We start from the raw sequence: 14476 nt of genomic DNA on the forward strand, positions 1-14476 counted from the left end.
TCGTCCGCCCGGCCATCGTCTTGCCCGCGTGCTGCCACCCGCCCGCCGACGGGTCGTCCCAGCAGCCGGGCAACCGGGCAGTCCGGCCGTCCGGCCGTCCGTCAGTAGGTCGGTCCGGCCGTCGGTCGGCCGGTCAGTCCGTCACCTCGATCGCGTACCGGTTGGTCTCCACCCCGGCCGCGGTGACGACCTGTACCTCCACCCGCCCGGGCTCCACGTCCGCCGGTACCGGCACTGTCAGGACCGCGTCCGTCGGGTTGCTGAAACCGCCGGTCACGGGGACCAGCGGCACGTGGACGTGGACCGCGCCGACGCGTACGACCATCCGCGCCAGCCGGTCGGCGGCCCCGGCGCCCGGCGGGACGAAACCGGCACCGCGGATCTCGATGTCGTCGCCGGTCCGGATCGGCGCGTCGAGGTCGCCGGCCTCGCGGGCGCGCACCACGGAGAGGATGACGGGCCGGCCGCCCTCGGCGTACTTCCCGGCCACGTACGTCGCCGCCGACACCAGCACCACCACGCCGAGCCCCCAGGGCAGGTCCGGCAGCTGGTCCGGGCGCCGCGCCAGCCGGACCACGCCGAACAGCAGCGCGACCGCGCTGATCACGACGTACTGGATGTCGGCGAACGTCCCCCGGCCCGCGTCGTCCGTCAGCAGGTCGGCCGCCCTGGGCCGGTCGGCACGTACCTTCTGCAGCCGTTGCCCGAGCACCCGCAGCCCGACCACCCGCCGCACCAGCACGGCGATCCCGCACACCACCGCGAGGACGGTCACCACACCGGCCCCACGGGCGAGGTCCAGTCCCGAGATCAGCGCGTCGCGTTCCGTGTGGTGGGAGGCCGCGGCGAGACGCCCCGCCAGCACCAGCACGGCGTAGGCGACGAAGAGCACCCACGCCGCCGCGACCGTGCGGGAGGTGGACAGCCGGTTGTCCTCGCCGATGACCGGGGCCAGCGCACCGCCCCGCGCGCGGTGGAACCACGACGCTGCCGTCAGCGCACCGGCCACCAGCAGCGCGGCCAGCAGACCGGCCGTCCGGGCCGACGTCCAGCCGGCGCCGATCGCGGTGAGGGACTGGCACAGGAGCAGGACGAACACCAGCGCCCACACCACGCACACCGTCCGCCGCCACAGCCGTGCCAGCCATGCCTGGCCCTCGGCGCGGCCGCGCTCGGCGACGAGTCCCGCGGACTGGGCGAGTTCCTCCGAGACCCACTGGCGGGAGGCCGAGGCCGAGTGGGCGACCGCGGCGGGCAGCCCCTGTCCGGCGGCGAACTCGTCGCGCTGGAGCAGGAACGCGGCGACCGCCCGCCGATGTCCCTCGCGTGCCCCGTGCGGGCAGTCCCCGCATGTGCAGCCGCCCCCGTGGGCACCTCCGCGCGCGCCCGCGCCCGCGCCGCCCCTCGCCTCCTGCACCGCCACGCCCGACGCCCGCCTTCCCCACGTGCCCGACGACCGGCGGCCCCTCTCCGGCAGTGGGCCGCTGTCCTTCGACTCCGGTGTGATGAAAGCGCATTGTGCCCTATGTGACACGTCCCGCATCCGGCAGGTCCGGTCAGCGCGGGGTGACGCGCGGGCGGCCGTGTTGACCCGGCTGCGAGAATTTCCCTATGGCCGAGATCATCCAGCGGGACGGGACCTGGGCCTTCGACGGCACCACGGTCAGAATCACGCCGGGCCTGCACCGCTCCGTACCCCTGTTCCGGCAGACGTACGGGGAGATCGCCGTGCCCCTGGAGGCCGTCTCAGGCGTCGTCTTCGAGCCGGAGCGCAAGCGCGGGCGGCTGCGGATGCGGCTGCGTGAGGGGGCCGACCCGCTGCTGCAGGCGACCGGCGGCAGACTGCCCGAGCCGGCCGACCCCTACCGGCTGCTGGTGGACGCCGACCGCGGCGGGGTGGCCGAGTACGTCGCCGAGGAGATCCGTCACGCGCTGCTGCTGGACCAGATCCCCAAGGAGCCGACGAAGGCGTATCTGCTGCCCGGGCCGCCGGTGCCGGTCTCGGTCCGTTCCTCCGACGGCACCGTCTCCTTCGACGGCGCCCAGGTGCGGATCGACTGGTCCGACACCTCCGACCGGGTCAAGCGGGCGACCGGGCCGCGGATCATCGGCATGGGCGACCTGGTGCAGGTGGAGTGGCTGCCCAACTCCGGTTACGAGGACGGCTTCCTGCGGTTCGTGACCCGCGAGACGGTCTTCTCCAAGCTGCCGCCGGAGAAGGATCCGTACGCCCTGGATCTGTGGGGCAGCGCCCGCCGCGATCTGCTGACCGCGCTGGTCGCCACCGCGGTGACCGCGCGGCTGCCGCATCCGTCCATCCGCACAGGTGTGGACCACGCGGACCGGCGGCAGCTCACCGCCGCCGTCCCGGCGGCCGCCGACCATCACGACGTACTCCTGCGCAGGCTGCGGGAGCTGGGCGAACTGCACCGGGACGGGGTGCTGACGGACGAGGAGTTCGCGATGACCAAGGCCGCGGTGCTGCGCGGTTTCTAGGACCGGCCCGCCATGCCCGCACTGCCCGCTCACCCGCCATGCCCGCACCGGCCGGGTCAGCAAGCCGGGTTCAGGGACAGCACGCAGGGTTCAGGTCAGCAGGTCGGGTTCGCTGCGGCTGATGTCCTGCCACATCGGCTGGTAGTTGATCCACGCCACCAGGTCGCCGCCGAGCTGTTCGCGGGTCGCCGTGGCCAGTTTGTGATCGATGAGGAGTGGCCGGCCGGCCGCCTTCGCCGCCAGCTGCACCTGGCAGGAGCGTTCCATGGACACGAACCACCAGGCCGCCGCGTCCACCGAGTCGCCGACGGTCAGCAGGCCGTGGTTGCGCAGCACGAGCGCCTTGCGCGAGCCGAGCGCGGTGGCGATGCGCCGGCCCTCCTCGGCGTCGACGGCCACGCCGGTGTAGGCGTCGTAGAGGGCGTGGTCCTCGTAGAAGGCGCAGCTTTCCTGGGTGATGGGGTCCAGCAGGTCGCCGAGCGCGGACAGGGCCCGGCCGCCCACCGAGTGGCAGTGCGCCACGGCCACCACGTCGGGGCGGGCGGCGTGGACCTGGGCGTGCACGGTGAAGGCGGCCTGGTTGACGTGGTAGCGGCCCTCGATCACCTGGCCGTCCGAGTTGGCGAGCACCAGGTCGCTCACCGTGACGTGCTTGAACGGGATCCCGAACGGGTTGACCCAGAAGCAGGTGCTGTACTCGGGGTCGCGGGCGGTGATGTGGCCCGAGACCCCGTCCTCGAATCCGAGCCGCCCGAAGATCCGCAGCGCGCCCGCGAGCCGTTCCTTGCGGTGCCGGCGTTCGTCCTCGACCGATTCGTGCATGGGCGGCATGGCGAACCGCAGCCGGTCGGTCGGGAGAGCGGGGGGCGGAGTGGGCCCGGGCGTCCCGTGCATGTGTCCTCCAGCACTGGGGTGCGTTACGGGGCGGAAGTTACCCTCGGTCAGCCCAGGAGAACAGAGATGTTCTGTAAAGATGAGCGCTCAACCGTTCCGGGGCTTCGCGGGTCCGGCCCGCGACCGGCGCCGCACCGTTGGATGCACCGTTGGATGCACCGTTGGACGCGCCCTTGGACGCATCGCCGGAAAAGCAGACAGAAGGTGTCGGGTATCGGCGTCAGACTCGCCGTATGACAGCGAACTGGGGCGCCTTCAGCGCCGCCGAACCCGCGCTCGCCTCCCTGGTCGAGGAGCGCTTCGGAGCCTTCACCCACCACGTCCTGGCCACCCTGCGCAGGGACGGGTCGCCGCGCACCACCGGCCTGGAGGTGCGTTTCCTGCACGGCGAGCTGTGGTTCGGCATGATGCCGGACTCGCTCAAGGCGCTCGACCTGCGCCGCGACCCGCGCTTCGCACTCCAGGCGAACCCGGGCAAGGGGACGTCGATGGGCGGCGGTGACGTGCGGATCGGCGGCCGCGCGATCGAGGTGGACGATCCGGCGGCGAAGGCGGCGTACGTGAAAGAGGTGGAACCGCCTGAGCCGTTCCACCTCTTCCGCACCGAGCTGACGGAGGTCGTGCGGACCTGCGTCGAGGCCGACACGTACCTGGTCGTCGAGGTCTGGAAGCCCGGAGAGCCGGTGCGCACCCTCAAACGGACCTGACCGGGGAGGTCACTCCCACTCGATGGTGCCCGGCGGCTTCGAGGTCACGTCGAGGACGACGCGGTTGACGTCCTTGACCTCGTTGGTGATCCGGGTGGAGATCTTCGCGAGGACGTCGTACGGCAGCCGCGACCAGTCGGCGGTCATGGCGTCCTCGGAGGAGACGGGGCGCAGGACGATCGGGTGGCCGTAGGTGCGGCCGTCGCCCTGGACGCCGACGCTGCGGACGTCCGCGAGCAGCACCACCGGGCACTGCCAGATGTCCCGGTCGAGTCCGGCCGCGGTCAGTTCCTCGCGGGCGATGGCGTCGGCCTCGCGCAGGAGGTCCAGCCGCTCCTTGGTGACCTCGCCGACGATGCGGATGCCGAGGCCGGGGCCGGGGAACGGCTGCCGCTGGACGATCTCCTCCGGCAGGCCCAGCTCCTGGCCGACCATCCGGACCTCGTCCTTGAACAGCTTGCGCAGCGGCTCCACGAGCTTGAACTCGAGGTCCTCGGGGAGGCCGCCGACGTTGTGGTGGGACTTGATGTTGGCGGTGCCGGTGCCGCCGCCGGACTCGACCACGTCCGGGTAGAGCGTGCCCTGGACCAGGAACTCGACCGCGGGACCCTCGTCCGCGATGATCTCGGCCTGCGCCTGCTCGAAGACGCGGATGAACTCGCGTCCGATGATCTTCCGCTTCTCCTCGGGGTCGGAGACCCCCTTGAGCGCGGTGAGGAAGCGCTCCTCGGCGTCGACGACCTTCAGCTGGACGCCGGTCGCGGCGACGAAGTCCTTCTCGACCTGCTCGGTCTCGCCCTTGCGCATCAGGCCGTGGTCGACGTACACGCAGGTCAGCTGGGAGCCGATGGCCTTCTGGACGAGCGCGGCGGCCACCGCGGAGTCCACGCCGCCGGACAGGCCGCAGATCGCGCGCTTGTCGCCGACGAGCTCGCGGATGGCGGCGACCTGCTCCTCGATGACGTTGCCGGTGGTCCAGTCCGGGCTCAGGCCGGCGCCGCGGTAGAGGAAGTGCTCCAGCACCTGCTGGCCGTGCGTGGAGTGCATGACCTCGGGGTGGTACTGGACGCCGTACAGCTTCTTCTCGTCGTTCTCGAAGGCGGCGACCGGTACGACGTCGGTGGACGCCGTGACGGTGAAGCCCTCGGGCGCGGCGGAGCAGGCGTCGCCGTGCGACATCCACACGTGCTGCTCGGCCGGGGTGCCCTCGAAGAGGGTGGAGGACGGCTTGGAGACGTGCAGGTCGGTCCGGCCGTACTCGCGGGCGCCGGTGTTGTCCACGGTGCCGCCGAGCGCCTGTGCCATCAGCTGGAAGCCGTAGCACATGCCGAAGACCGGGACGCCGGAGTCGAAGATCGCGCGGTCCAGGCGGGGGGCGCCCTCCTCGTACACGGACGAGGGGCCGCCGGAGAGGATGATCGCCGCCGGGTTCTTCGCGAGCATCTCCGCCACCGGCATGGTGCTCGGCACGATCTCGCTGTAGACCCGGGCCTCGCGGACTCGACGGGCGATGAGCTGGGCGTACTGCGCGCCGAAGTCGACGACCAGGACGGTGTCGGGGGCGGCGGCGGGGGTCGCTGATGACACGGGTTGCCTTCCGGCGGTGAGCGAGGTGAGTGTGGGTCCGAGTCTACCGGGCCCCGCGGCGCCCCTTCCGGGACGAGTCCGGTCCCCTCCCGGGATGAGCCCGGTTCCCTGCCAGGACGGGCCCGGCTCCCTCCCGGGACGGGTCCGGTCTCAGTATGCGAACCGTCTTGGACACCGCCGCCCCGCCCGGCATACTGGCCCCATGCTCACGCACCCGACCTTCGTCTTTACCTATGGCATCCGGCCCGCCGGCTGCCATGGTCGTGCTGCTTGAGCAACTGACAAGCGACTTCCCAGGCGCCCCGGGCCGACAAGGTCCGGGGCGTCTGGCGTTTCCGGGCCTTGCCGCTCCGGGGCACCCCACCCGCAAGACGAGGAGCCCCCGACATGACCGCCACCGACACGACCACCCCCGGAACCACCGCCCCCCGCGCCACCACCCCCGGCACGACCTCCAACGGCCCGGCCGCCCGCACGATCCCCACCCCCACCGGCCCCACCCCCGCCGACCTGACCGGCGCCCGCACCCCCGAGGCCGCCGACGTGATCGCCGGCGCCCGTGAGCGCATCGACGCGCTCGACGACCGGATCATCGGCCTGATCCAGGAACGCATGGCCGTCTCGGCCGTCATCCAGGAAGCCCGGATCACCTCCGGCGGGCGGCGCGTGAACCTCTCCCGGGAGATGGAGGTCCTCGGCCACTACAGGGAGGCCCTGGGCAAGCCGGGCACCTCCCTGGCCATGACGCTCCTCGAACTGTGCCGCGGTCGCATCTGAGTTCGCCCCCTCCTCTCACCCGTACGGTGCGTGACCGCCTCACGGGCGGCGTCGTTGGTGGTGGTGTCCGTGCCAGCCAGGGGCGGGCCCGAAAGAACCACGCGTGGCTCGCCGGAGCGATGAGACGTGCGGATCGTGCCGTGCGTCGTGGGACCTCGCTCCGGATTCGTGACCGGACGGCAGGGGACAGCAGCCCGGTCACTCTTGAGGACGGTCGGCTCCGGGGACGCCCGGAGCCGACCGTTGGAACCTGCGAAAACACACAACTCCGGGTGAAACGGTTGCGGGGGACGCGTCCGGCGAGCAGGATGCAGGCAAGCCCAAGTCCCGCCTCGGCCAACCGCCTTGCACTGTGCTGACGCACCGCCAGAGGTCGACACCACCCGTGCGCCCAGGACGCGCCGGGGCGGCGACCCGGGGCGCATGGAGAGCAAGCGGCGCAATCCCCCGGCGCCGCCCCGAGGCACCGGCGCTGCCCTGACGCCGGTGCTGACGAAGAAGGGCCCCGCGGCCGGTTCCGCGGGGCCCTTCGCGTGCCCGCCCCGCCCGCCCCGCCCCGCCCAGCCCCGCGGGACACGCGACTTCCACTCGACACGTGATCCAGGTCACACAAGAAACCCGTGAATACGAAGACAACCATTCGCAGGTGCCGCCGATCCAACGTGCAGAACCAAGGGCCACATCCCCGCGCCCCACACGCGGAGCCCTCCACACCGGACTCCCTTGAGGTCTTCATGAAGCTTCGCCGTGCCATGGCGGTCGCCGCCGCGACCGCCGCCATCGCGCCGTTAACGCTGCTGTCCGCGCCCGTCGCGTTCGCGGAGGACACGCCCTTGACAGCCTCCAGCGAGAGCGGATCCGCCTCACCGTCCGAGACCCCGAGCGACACGGCGTCCGCGACCCCGTCCGACACCGGCCTGCCGTCCGACTCGGACCCCGCGCCGAGCGATTCCACGTCCTCGTCGGCGTCCGCGAGCACCTCCGCCAGCGCGTCCGCGAGCGAGTCGGGCGAGCCCGAGCCCTCCGGGTCGGCCGAGCCGAGCGAGGACCCGACCGACCCGGACGTCCCGTTCTGCGAGGACGTCGACTCCGGCTACAGCGGCGCGAAGGTGTCCGCGGACATCAAGGGCCTGCCGGGCAAGATCGTGGCGGGCGACGGCTTCCACTCCTTCAAGCTGGTCGTCACCAACGACTCGAAGACGACCGTCGACGGCGTCGCCTTCTACGCCGAGGTGGAGAACTACGAGCTGGACGAGTCGAAGTACCTGAGCCCGTACGTCGACCTGGAGTTCAAGAACCCCGAGACCGGCTCCTGGGACCGGATCGGCGACGACAACTGGGCCGGCGACTACTTCTTCTACGTCGACGAGCTCAAGTCCGGCGCCAGCCGCACGGTCGACCTGCGCGTCGGCATCGACGCCAAGGCCCCGGCCGGTGACGCCTACTCCTTCGGCTCCGGCGCCTACCTCGACAACGTCGACGGACAGGACTGCATCGCCGAGGGCTGGGCGCAGTACGACTTCACCGTGCTGAAGGCCGGATCCGCCAACCCCGACCCGGGCACCGCCACCCCGGGCGACAACGGCGGCAAGGACTCGGTGAAGAAGCCGCAGGGCGACGTCAGCGCCCTGCCGACCGGCAACCTCGCCGACACCGGCGCGAACTCCGTGCTGCCGACGGTCGGCCTCATGAGCGGCGTCGCGGTCCTCCTCGGCGCGGGCGTGGTGGTCGCGGCCCGCCGGCGCAGGAACGGGGCCGACGCCGCGTAACCAGCGCGCGGCGCAAGCCGAAGCGCGACGCAAGACGGGAGAAGGACCTGTGCTCGGAGGGGGGCGCGGGTCCTTCTCCATGTCCGTCGACGGGCCGGCCGGTGTGCCCGTCGGCCGGTCGACCGGTCGCCCCATGGGCCCATCGGCCGGCCGACCAGTGGGCCCATCGGCCCGCCGGCCCGTCGGCTACTTCTTCGGCGGCACCGTCGGCACCCCGAGGAACGGCAGCCGCAGCGCGGCGAACGCCTCCGCCGGGACCGCCGGCGCCTGCGGCTCCACCGGCTTCAGCCGCTCGTACGCCGCCCCCTGCCGCGGGCGCTGGTCCGGCTCGCCCTTGTTGGGCCAGAACGACATGGCGCGCTCGGCCTGGGCGGTGATGGTGAGGGACGGGTTCACGCCCAGGTTGGCCGAGACCGCGGCGCCGTCGACGACGGAGATGCCGGGGTGGCCGTAGAGGCGGTGGTAGGGGTCGATGACGCCTGTCTCGCGGGAGGCGCCGATCGCGCAGCCGCCGAGGAAGTGGGCGGTCAGCGGCGTGCCCATCAGCTCGCCGACGTTGCTGCCGGGGAAGCCGTTGATCTCCGCCGCGATCGCCGCCGCGCCCTCCGACGCGGCCTTGATCTGCAAGGGGTTGGGGGCGCCGTGACCCTGGCGTGCCGTCAGCAGGCCCTTGCCGACGCCGCCCGGTTTCAGGTAAGTCGTCAGGGAGTTGTCCAGCGACTGCATCACCAGGCCGATGATGGTCCGCTCCGACCAGCGCCGGTTGGACAGCGAGCGCAGTACCAGCATCGGGTGGCGGGCGGCGTTGCGCAGCCAGGCCAGCGCCCTGGAGGAGCCCTCCGCGTACGGCACCTGGAGGACCGACAGGCTGCCCATCGAGTTGGAACCCTTGCCGTAGCGGACCGGCTCGATGTGGGTGTTCTCGTCCGGGTGGACCGAGGACGTGATGGCGACTCCGCGGGTGAAGTCGACCTTCGGCTCGCCCGTCACCCTGCGGTAGCGCCGGCTGTCGGTCTGCGCGCCGACCAGCGCCTCGGAGTTGGTGCGGGTCAGCTCGCCCAGCTTGTCGGAGATCCGGGGCAGCCGACCGGTCGCCTTCATGCGGTGCAGCAGGGTCTGGGTGCCGTAGGTGCCGGCGGCGAGGACGACCTGGCGGGCCCGGAAGGTGCGGCCGCGGCCCTTCTTGCGGTCGTCCGTGGGCAGGGTGGCGACGGCGTACCCGCCGCGCGAGTCGTCCGTGACGGACACCACCGTCGTCATCGGGTGCACGACCGCGCCCGCCTTCTCGGCGAGGAACAGGTAGTTCTCGTTGAGGGTGTTCTTCGCGCCGTGCCGGCAGCCGGTCATGCACTCGCCGCACTCGGTGCAGGCGGTGCGCTCCGGGCCCACGCCGCCGAAGTAGGGGTCGGGCACCCGCTCGCCCGGCTTGGCCTTCGCCTTCCCGTCCGCGTCCTCGCCGTCGCCGAAGAACACCCCGACCGGCGCCATGTGGAAGGTGTCGCCGTAGCCCATCCGCTCGGCCGCCGCCTTCAGGTGCACGTCGGACGGGGTCATGGTCGGGTTGAGCCGGACGCCGAGCATGCGCCGGGCCTGGTCGTAGTACGGCTTGAGCTCCTCCTGCCAGTCGGTGATGGAGCGCCACTGCGGGTCCTCGAAGAAGGCCTTCGGGGGCACGTAGAGGGTGTTGGCGTAGTTGAGGGAGCCGCCGCCGACGCCCGCCCCGGCCAGCACCATGACGTTGCCCAGCAGGTGGATGCGCTGGATGCCGTACATGCCGAGCTTCGGGGCCCAGAGGTAGTTCTTCAGGTCCCAGGAGTTCTTGGGCAGCGCCTCGCGGGTGAAGCGGCGGCCGGCCTCCAGTACGCCGACGCGGTAGCCCTTCTCGGTCAGGCGCAGGGCGGTGACGCTGCCGCCGAAACCCGATCCGACGACGATGACGTCATAGTCGTACGCAGCGTCGTCGTCCTGCGTGCGGACAGAGGTCTCCTGTGACACGTGCTCTCCTCGTCGAGAACTGTCGAGAACTTGAGAACGGGTGCTGTCCGGGGGCCCTCGGACAAGGGCCCCCGGGAGGCTCCCTAGCGGAAGCGGAACGCCTTCATCAGCCTGAGGCTCCTGCTCATGAATGCCGCGTACTTCTCGTCGTCCATGCCCAGTGACGGCGCCATGGGCAGCAGGCGCTGCTGGGCGACCGTCTGGGCCTCCGTGTACTTGAGGATGCCCTCGGAGCCGTGGCGGCGGCCGAGGCCGGAGTCCTTCATGCCGCCCATCGGGGACTGGACGCTGCCGTAGGCGGGGGCGTAGCCCTCGTTGACGTTCACCGTGCCGGTGCGCAGCCGGGCGGCGACCTGGCGGCCGCGCCGGCCGTCCTTCGTCCACACCGAGGCGTTCAGGCCGTACGGCGTGGAGTTGGCGAGTTCGATCGCCTCCTCCTCGGTGCGGAAGCGGTAGACCGACACGACCGGGCCGAAGGTCTCCTCCGTGCACACCGACATCGGCTCCGTGACGCCGTCGAGGATGGTCGGCTCGAAGAAGTACGGGCCGATGTCCGGCCGGGCCACCCCGCCCGCGACGACCTGCGCGCCCTTGGCGACGGCCTCCTCGACGTGCCGGGTGACGGTCTCCAGCTGCCGCTCGCCGACCAGGGAGCCCATGTCGGCGCCGTACGCGAGGGACCTGCCGAGCCGCATGGCCTTCGTGCGGGCGGCGAAGCGCTCCAGGAAGGCGTCCGCGACCGACTCGTGGACGTAGAGCCGCTCGATGGAGATGCACAGCTGCCCGGCGGAGGAGAAGCAGGCGCGGACCGCACCGGCGGCCGCCTTCTCGATGTCGGCGTCCTCCAGGACCAGCATGGCGTTCTTGCCGCCGAGTTCGAGGGAGACGCCGACCAGGCGGGCGGCGGCGCCCTGGGCGACCTCGCGGCCGGTGCGGGTGGAGCCGGTGAAGGAGACGTAGTCGGCGTGCCGGACGATCTCCGGGCCGACGACCGGGCCGTCGCCGATGACGACCTGGAAGACGTCGGCGGGCAGGCCGGCCTCGACGAGCAGGTCCCGGGCCCACAGGGCGGTCAGGCAGGTCTCCGTGTCCGGCTTCATCACGACCGCGTTGCCCGCGGCGAAGGCGGGCAGCGCGTCGCCGACCGACAGCTCCAGGGGGTAGTTCCAGGGGGCGATCTGGCCGACGACGCCGCGCGGGTGGCGCAGTTCGGTGACCTTCGTCAGCGTGGGCATGGCGCCCGCGTGCCGCTTGGGCCGCAGGTAGGCGGGGGCCTTGCGGCCGTAGTGCCGGGACGCGACGGCGACGGCCTGCACCTCCTCGTGGGCGTGCAGGCGGGCCTTGCCGGTCTCCAACTGGATCAGGTCGAGGACCTCCGCCTGGCGTTCGAGGACGAGGTCGTGGAAGCGCAGCAGCACGGCGGCACGCTGCCGCACCGGGGTCTGTTCCCAGACGGCCTGGGCGCGGCGGGCCGCCTCGAACGCCCCCGCCACGTCCTCGGGCGTGGACTCCGGCAGGTCGGCCAGCTTCTCGCCGGTGAAGGGCGTGTGGTTCGCGGTGCGCCCGGAGCCGGCCACGCCCTTGGTCAGCCGGGCGACCAGCTCGGGGGTGACCACCTGAGCGGCGGTGCGGGCGCCCTCGGGGGCGGGGGCGAGAGGATTCGTGCCGGTCTTGGCCGGGGCCTGCGCGTCCGTCATGAGGCGCAGGGTATGCCGCGACGGAAACTTTGGGTACCCGTCGGTAACGCGGCTTCACCGACTGCACACATGCCGCCAGTGGCTACTGGCAACGAATGCCCTGATCAGGGGTTGTGTGGACTGGACATGGGCCGGACCGGGGCCGGTTCAGCTTTTCTCGACGGTGAGGCGGTCCCGTGCGCCCTTGAACAGGGCCGTTCCGTCCTTCTCGGCCGCGGTGCCCTTCGGCATGGTCACGCGCAGCCAGTACATCCGGTCGTCGCCGGTGCGGACGATCAGTTCCATGACCCGGGTGGGCGTGTGATCGAGACCGTAGGTGGTGTCGACGAGTACGGCCTCGTCGCCGCGGAAGGTGGTGGAGGTGTACTGGGTGCGCGCGTCCCCGTAGCGGGAGTCCCAGACGGCGTGCGCCTCCTCCGCCTGGTCCTTCAGGGAGGCGGGCGCCTTGTCCCACTGGGCGAGGCGGACCTGGATCGCGCCGCCCGCCGCGTACACGACCGTCCGGGGCGAGTCGCTCCCGCCCCCGCCACCGTCCCGTGCGGTCACCCGGTACGCGCCCGGCAGGTACAGGACGGCGTCCATGCCCTTCTCCCGGTGCCCGGCCCAGCCGCCTCCGGCCGACGTGGCGGGCGTCGATGCCTCCGCGGACGTGGACGCCTCCGCGGCCGCGGGAGCGGAACGGTAGGTGGCGGTGTGCCCGGTGATCGCGTCGCTGTGGGAGTCGCCGAGTAAGGAGACGCCGAACCAGGCGGCACCGACGAGGAGAGCACCGAGCAGGGCCATGGGGGCGGGGTGGCGGAGGAGGGACCGCCTGCGGGTCGGGCTGGTTCCTTGAGCCGTGGTCTCGGGATCGGAGTCGGGGGGCGTCCGGGGAGTCCCGGCCGGGGTGGCGGCGGGGGCCGGGACCGCCCCGGAGGCCGCCCCGCCGGCCGCCGAACCGAGCCGTACGGTGCCCTGGTCGTCGCCGAACTCCACGAGTCCGTCCCCGTCCTGGGCCTCCGCCTCCTCGATCACCGGCACCGGCCATCCCTCGGCGACGGCCTCCAGTACCGCGCCGGTCTCCTCCGGGCCGGGCCGTCGCTCGGCGTCCTTCGCCAGCAACCGGGTGATCAGCGGGCCCAGCGGGCCGGCCTGCTTCGGCTCGGGCGGGTCGGCGGCTATGACCGCGGTCAGCGTCGATTCCGGCGTCGTACGCCGGAACGGGGACCGGCCCTCGACGGCCGCGTACAACAGCACGCCCAGGGACCACAGATCGGACGCGGGCCCCGCACCCCGGCCCGACATCCGCTCCGGCGCGACGAACTCCAGCGAGCCGACGAACTCCCCGCTGACAGTGAGGGATTCCTCGCCCTGGACGTGGGCGATGCCGAAGTCGGTGAGGACGACGCGGCCACGGGGACCGAGCAGCACGTTGGCGGGCTTGACGTCACGGTGCACGATGCCGACGGCGTGCGCGGCCCGCAGGGCGCCGAGGACGGCGAGCCCGATGCGGGCGGCCTCGCGCGCCTCGACCGGGCCGCGCGCGAGCCGCTGGTGCAAGGACTCGCCCCGGACCAACTCCATGACGATCCACGGCAGTCCGTCCTCCTCCTCGGCGACGACGTCGTGGATCGAGACGGCGGAGGGATGGTCCACGCGGGCGGCGGCGCGGGCCTCGCGGTACAGGCGGTGGGCGGCGCGCCGGTGTTCGTCGCCCTCCGGGCCGCCGGGCAACCGGGGCTCCTTGACGGCGACTTCACGCTGCACGAGCTCGTCGTAGGCCCGCCAGACGGTGCCCATCCCGCCGGAGCCGATGCGCTCGGCCAGCCGGTAGCGGCCGTCGATCAGCCGTCCGTCGCGCACCTGTTCCCCGCCTTCGCTCATGCCTCATGAGTACCGTGCGGAACACAGGCTTGTCGACGCGACATCACCCCCGCCACGCACCGAGGGCGAGCCGCGCCCCGTTCCGCCGCACGTCCACGGCACCCGTACCCCCGAAATGCGCGGGGACCACCAACTCGTTGTCGTTCTCGCACGTCTCACTGCCAAGGATGTCCGCACCCTCCTCAACCGCCTCCGCACCACCTGCCAGTGCTGCACCCAGGGGCTGGACACCGAACGGAAGAAGTGCTGCGCGGTCGGCGAGTGCTGCCAGAAGCGGCTGTCCGCCTTGACCGTGACCTACGTGCACTCGGTCCTCAAGTCCGCACTGGAACAAGCCGTCCGCGAAGACGAGCTGCCGCGCAACGTCGCCCGCAACGTCAAGACCACCATGCACCAGCCCAGGCGCTTCCGTCCGCTCGCAGCGGCCGAGGCTCGCCAGTTCCTCGACGCGGCCCACGCCGACCGGCTCCACGCGCTCTACGAACTCGCCCTCCGCACCGGACTCCGCAAGGGCGAACTCCTCGGCCTCCACTGGGAAGACCGCGACCTCACCACAGGAACGGCCATCATCCGCCGCTCCCTCCAGCGCACCCGCACCCAAGGCTTGCGCAAGTTCCCGGGATCGCCCAACTGGCGTGAGAGTGTCGCTGGTTGGGGTGGATGACAGAGCGGACACGGGATCCGTGATCAT

At 72.1% G+C, this 14476-nt stretch carries 10 protein-coding genes and 1 pseudogene; 5 read left to right on the forward strand and 6 right to left on the reverse strand.

Annotated elements, in window-relative coordinates:
* Positions 1 to 133: 133 nt before the first annotated feature.
* Positions 134 to 1423, reverse strand: coding sequence for a hypothetical protein (locus tag ACH4ZX_RS29270; protein WP_398279026.1), 1290 nt, complete (start codon positions 1421 to 1423; stop codon positions 134 to 136).
* A gap of 188 nt (positions 1424 to 1611) precedes the next feature.
* Between ACH4ZX_RS29270 and ACH4ZX_RS29275 the strand changes: the two genes are divergently transcribed.
* A complete protein-coding gene (locus ACH4ZX_RS29275) occupies positions 1612 to 2496 on the forward strand; it encodes a DUF4429 domain-containing protein (RefSeq protein WP_398279029.1) in 885 nt (294 codons plus the stop codon).
* Between the two features lie 90 nt (positions 2497 to 2586).
* Here the strand turns inward: ACH4ZX_RS29275 and ACH4ZX_RS29280 are convergent, their stop codons facing one another.
* Positions 2587 to 3390, reverse strand: coding sequence for a class II aldolase/adducin family protein (locus ACH4ZX_RS29280; RefSeq protein WP_360751186.1), 804 nt, complete (start codon positions 3388 to 3390; stop codon positions 2587 to 2589).
* Positions 3391 to 3623: 233 nt separating this feature from the next.
* Here ACH4ZX_RS29280 and ACH4ZX_RS29285 point away from each other — a divergent pair, with 233 nt between their 5' ends.
* Positions 3624 to 4097 carry a pyridoxamine 5'-phosphate oxidase family protein gene (locus ACH4ZX_RS29285; protein ID WP_398279032.1) on the forward strand — a complete coding sequence of 158 codons (474 nt, stop codon included), beginning with the start codon at positions 3624 to 3626 and terminating at the stop codon, positions 4095 to 4097.
* 9 nt (positions 4098 to 4106) lie between these two features.
* Here ACH4ZX_RS29285 and guaA read toward each other — a convergent pair whose 3' ends face one another.
* Positions 4107 to 5684, reverse strand: coding sequence for a glutamine-hydrolyzing GMP synthase (gene guaA / locus ACH4ZX_RS29290; RefSeq protein ID WP_324789097.1), 1578 nt, complete (start codon positions 5682 to 5684; stop codon positions 4107 to 4109).
* A 387-nt stretch (positions 5685 to 6071) separates the two neighbouring features.
* Here guaA and ACH4ZX_RS29295 point away from each other — a divergent pair, with 387 nt between their 5' ends.
* Together ACH4ZX_RS29295 and ACH4ZX_RS29300 are read left to right on the forward strand one after the other, a co-directional pair.
* Positions 6072 to 6461 carry a chorismate mutase gene (locus ACH4ZX_RS29295; protein WP_398279036.1) on the forward strand — a complete coding sequence of 130 codons (390 nt, stop codon included), beginning with the start codon at positions 6072 to 6074 and terminating at the stop codon, positions 6459 to 6461.
* Between the two features lie 734 nt (positions 6462 to 7195).
* A complete protein-coding gene (locus tag ACH4ZX_RS29300; protein ID WP_398279039.1) occupies positions 7196 to 8230 on the forward strand; it encodes a cell wall protein in 1035 nt (344 codons plus the stop codon).
* Positions 8231 to 8416: 186 nt separating this feature from the next.
* Here ACH4ZX_RS29300 and ACH4ZX_RS29305 read toward each other — a convergent pair whose 3' ends face one another.
* From ACH4ZX_RS29305 to ACH4ZX_RS29315, 3 genes are all read right to left on the reverse strand, one after another.
* Positions 8417 to 10225: a GMC family oxidoreductase N-terminal domain-containing protein gene (locus tag ACH4ZX_RS29305; RefSeq protein WP_398279042.1), complete on the reverse strand. Its 1809-nt coding sequence runs from the start codon at positions 10223 to 10225 to the stop codon at positions 8417 to 8419.
* A gap of 83 nt (positions 10226 to 10308) precedes the next feature.
* Positions 10309 to 11922: a succinic semialdehyde dehydrogenase gene (locus ACH4ZX_RS29310; RefSeq protein WP_398279045.1), complete on the reverse strand. Its 1614-nt coding sequence runs from the start codon at positions 11920 to 11922 to the stop codon at positions 10309 to 10311.
* A gap of 147 nt (positions 11923 to 12069) precedes the next feature.
* Positions 12070 to 13785, reverse strand: a complete 1716-nt coding sequence (locus ACH4ZX_RS29315; RefSeq protein WP_398279048.1) for a serine/threonine-protein kinase — start codon at positions 13783 to 13785, stop codon at positions 12070 to 12072.
* 145 nt (positions 13786 to 13930) lie between these two features.
* Here ACH4ZX_RS29315 and ACH4ZX_RS29320 point away from each other — a divergent pair.
* A pseudogene (locus ACH4ZX_RS29320) lies at positions 13931 to 14404 on the forward strand (tyrosine-type recombinase/integrase); the annotation flags it as partial.
* Between the last annotated feature and the right edge of the window lie 72 nt (positions 14405 to 14476).

The sequence above is a fragment of the Streptomyces sp. NPDC020490 genome, assembly GCF_044335305.1.
Lineage (GTDB): Bacteria > Actinomycetota > Actinomycetes > Streptomycetales > Streptomycetaceae > Streptomyces.

Excerpts from the sequence above, each read along its gene's own strand:
- ACH4ZX_RS29275 (WP_398279029.1), top strand. The coding sequence starts at position 1,612 with ATGGCCGAGATCATCCAGCGGGACGGGACCTGGGCCTTCGACGGCACC.
- ACH4ZX_RS29280 (WP_360751186.1), bottom strand. The coding sequence starts at position 3,390 with ATGCACGGGACGCCCGGGCCCACTCCGCCCCCCGCTCTCCCGACCGAC.
- ACH4ZX_RS29285 (WP_398279032.1), top strand. The coding sequence starts at position 3,624 with ATGACAGCGAACTGGGGCGCCTTCAGCGCCGCCGAACCCGCGCTCGCC.
- ACH4ZX_RS29295 (WP_398279036.1), top strand. The coding sequence starts at position 6,072 with ATGACCGCCACCGACACGACCACCCCCGGAACCACCGCCCCCCGCGCC.
- ACH4ZX_RS29300 (WP_398279039.1), top strand. The coding sequence starts at position 7,196 with ATGAAGCTTCGCCGTGCCATGGCGGTCGCCGCCGCGACCGCCGCCATC.
- ACH4ZX_RS29310 (WP_398279045.1), bottom strand. The coding sequence starts at position 11,922 with ATGACGGACGCGCAGGCCCCGGCCAAGACCGGCACGAATCCTCTCGCC.
- ACH4ZX_RS29315 (WP_398279048.1), bottom strand. The coding sequence starts at position 13,785 with ATGAGCGAAGGCGGGGAACAGGTGCGCGACGGACGGCTGATCGACGGC.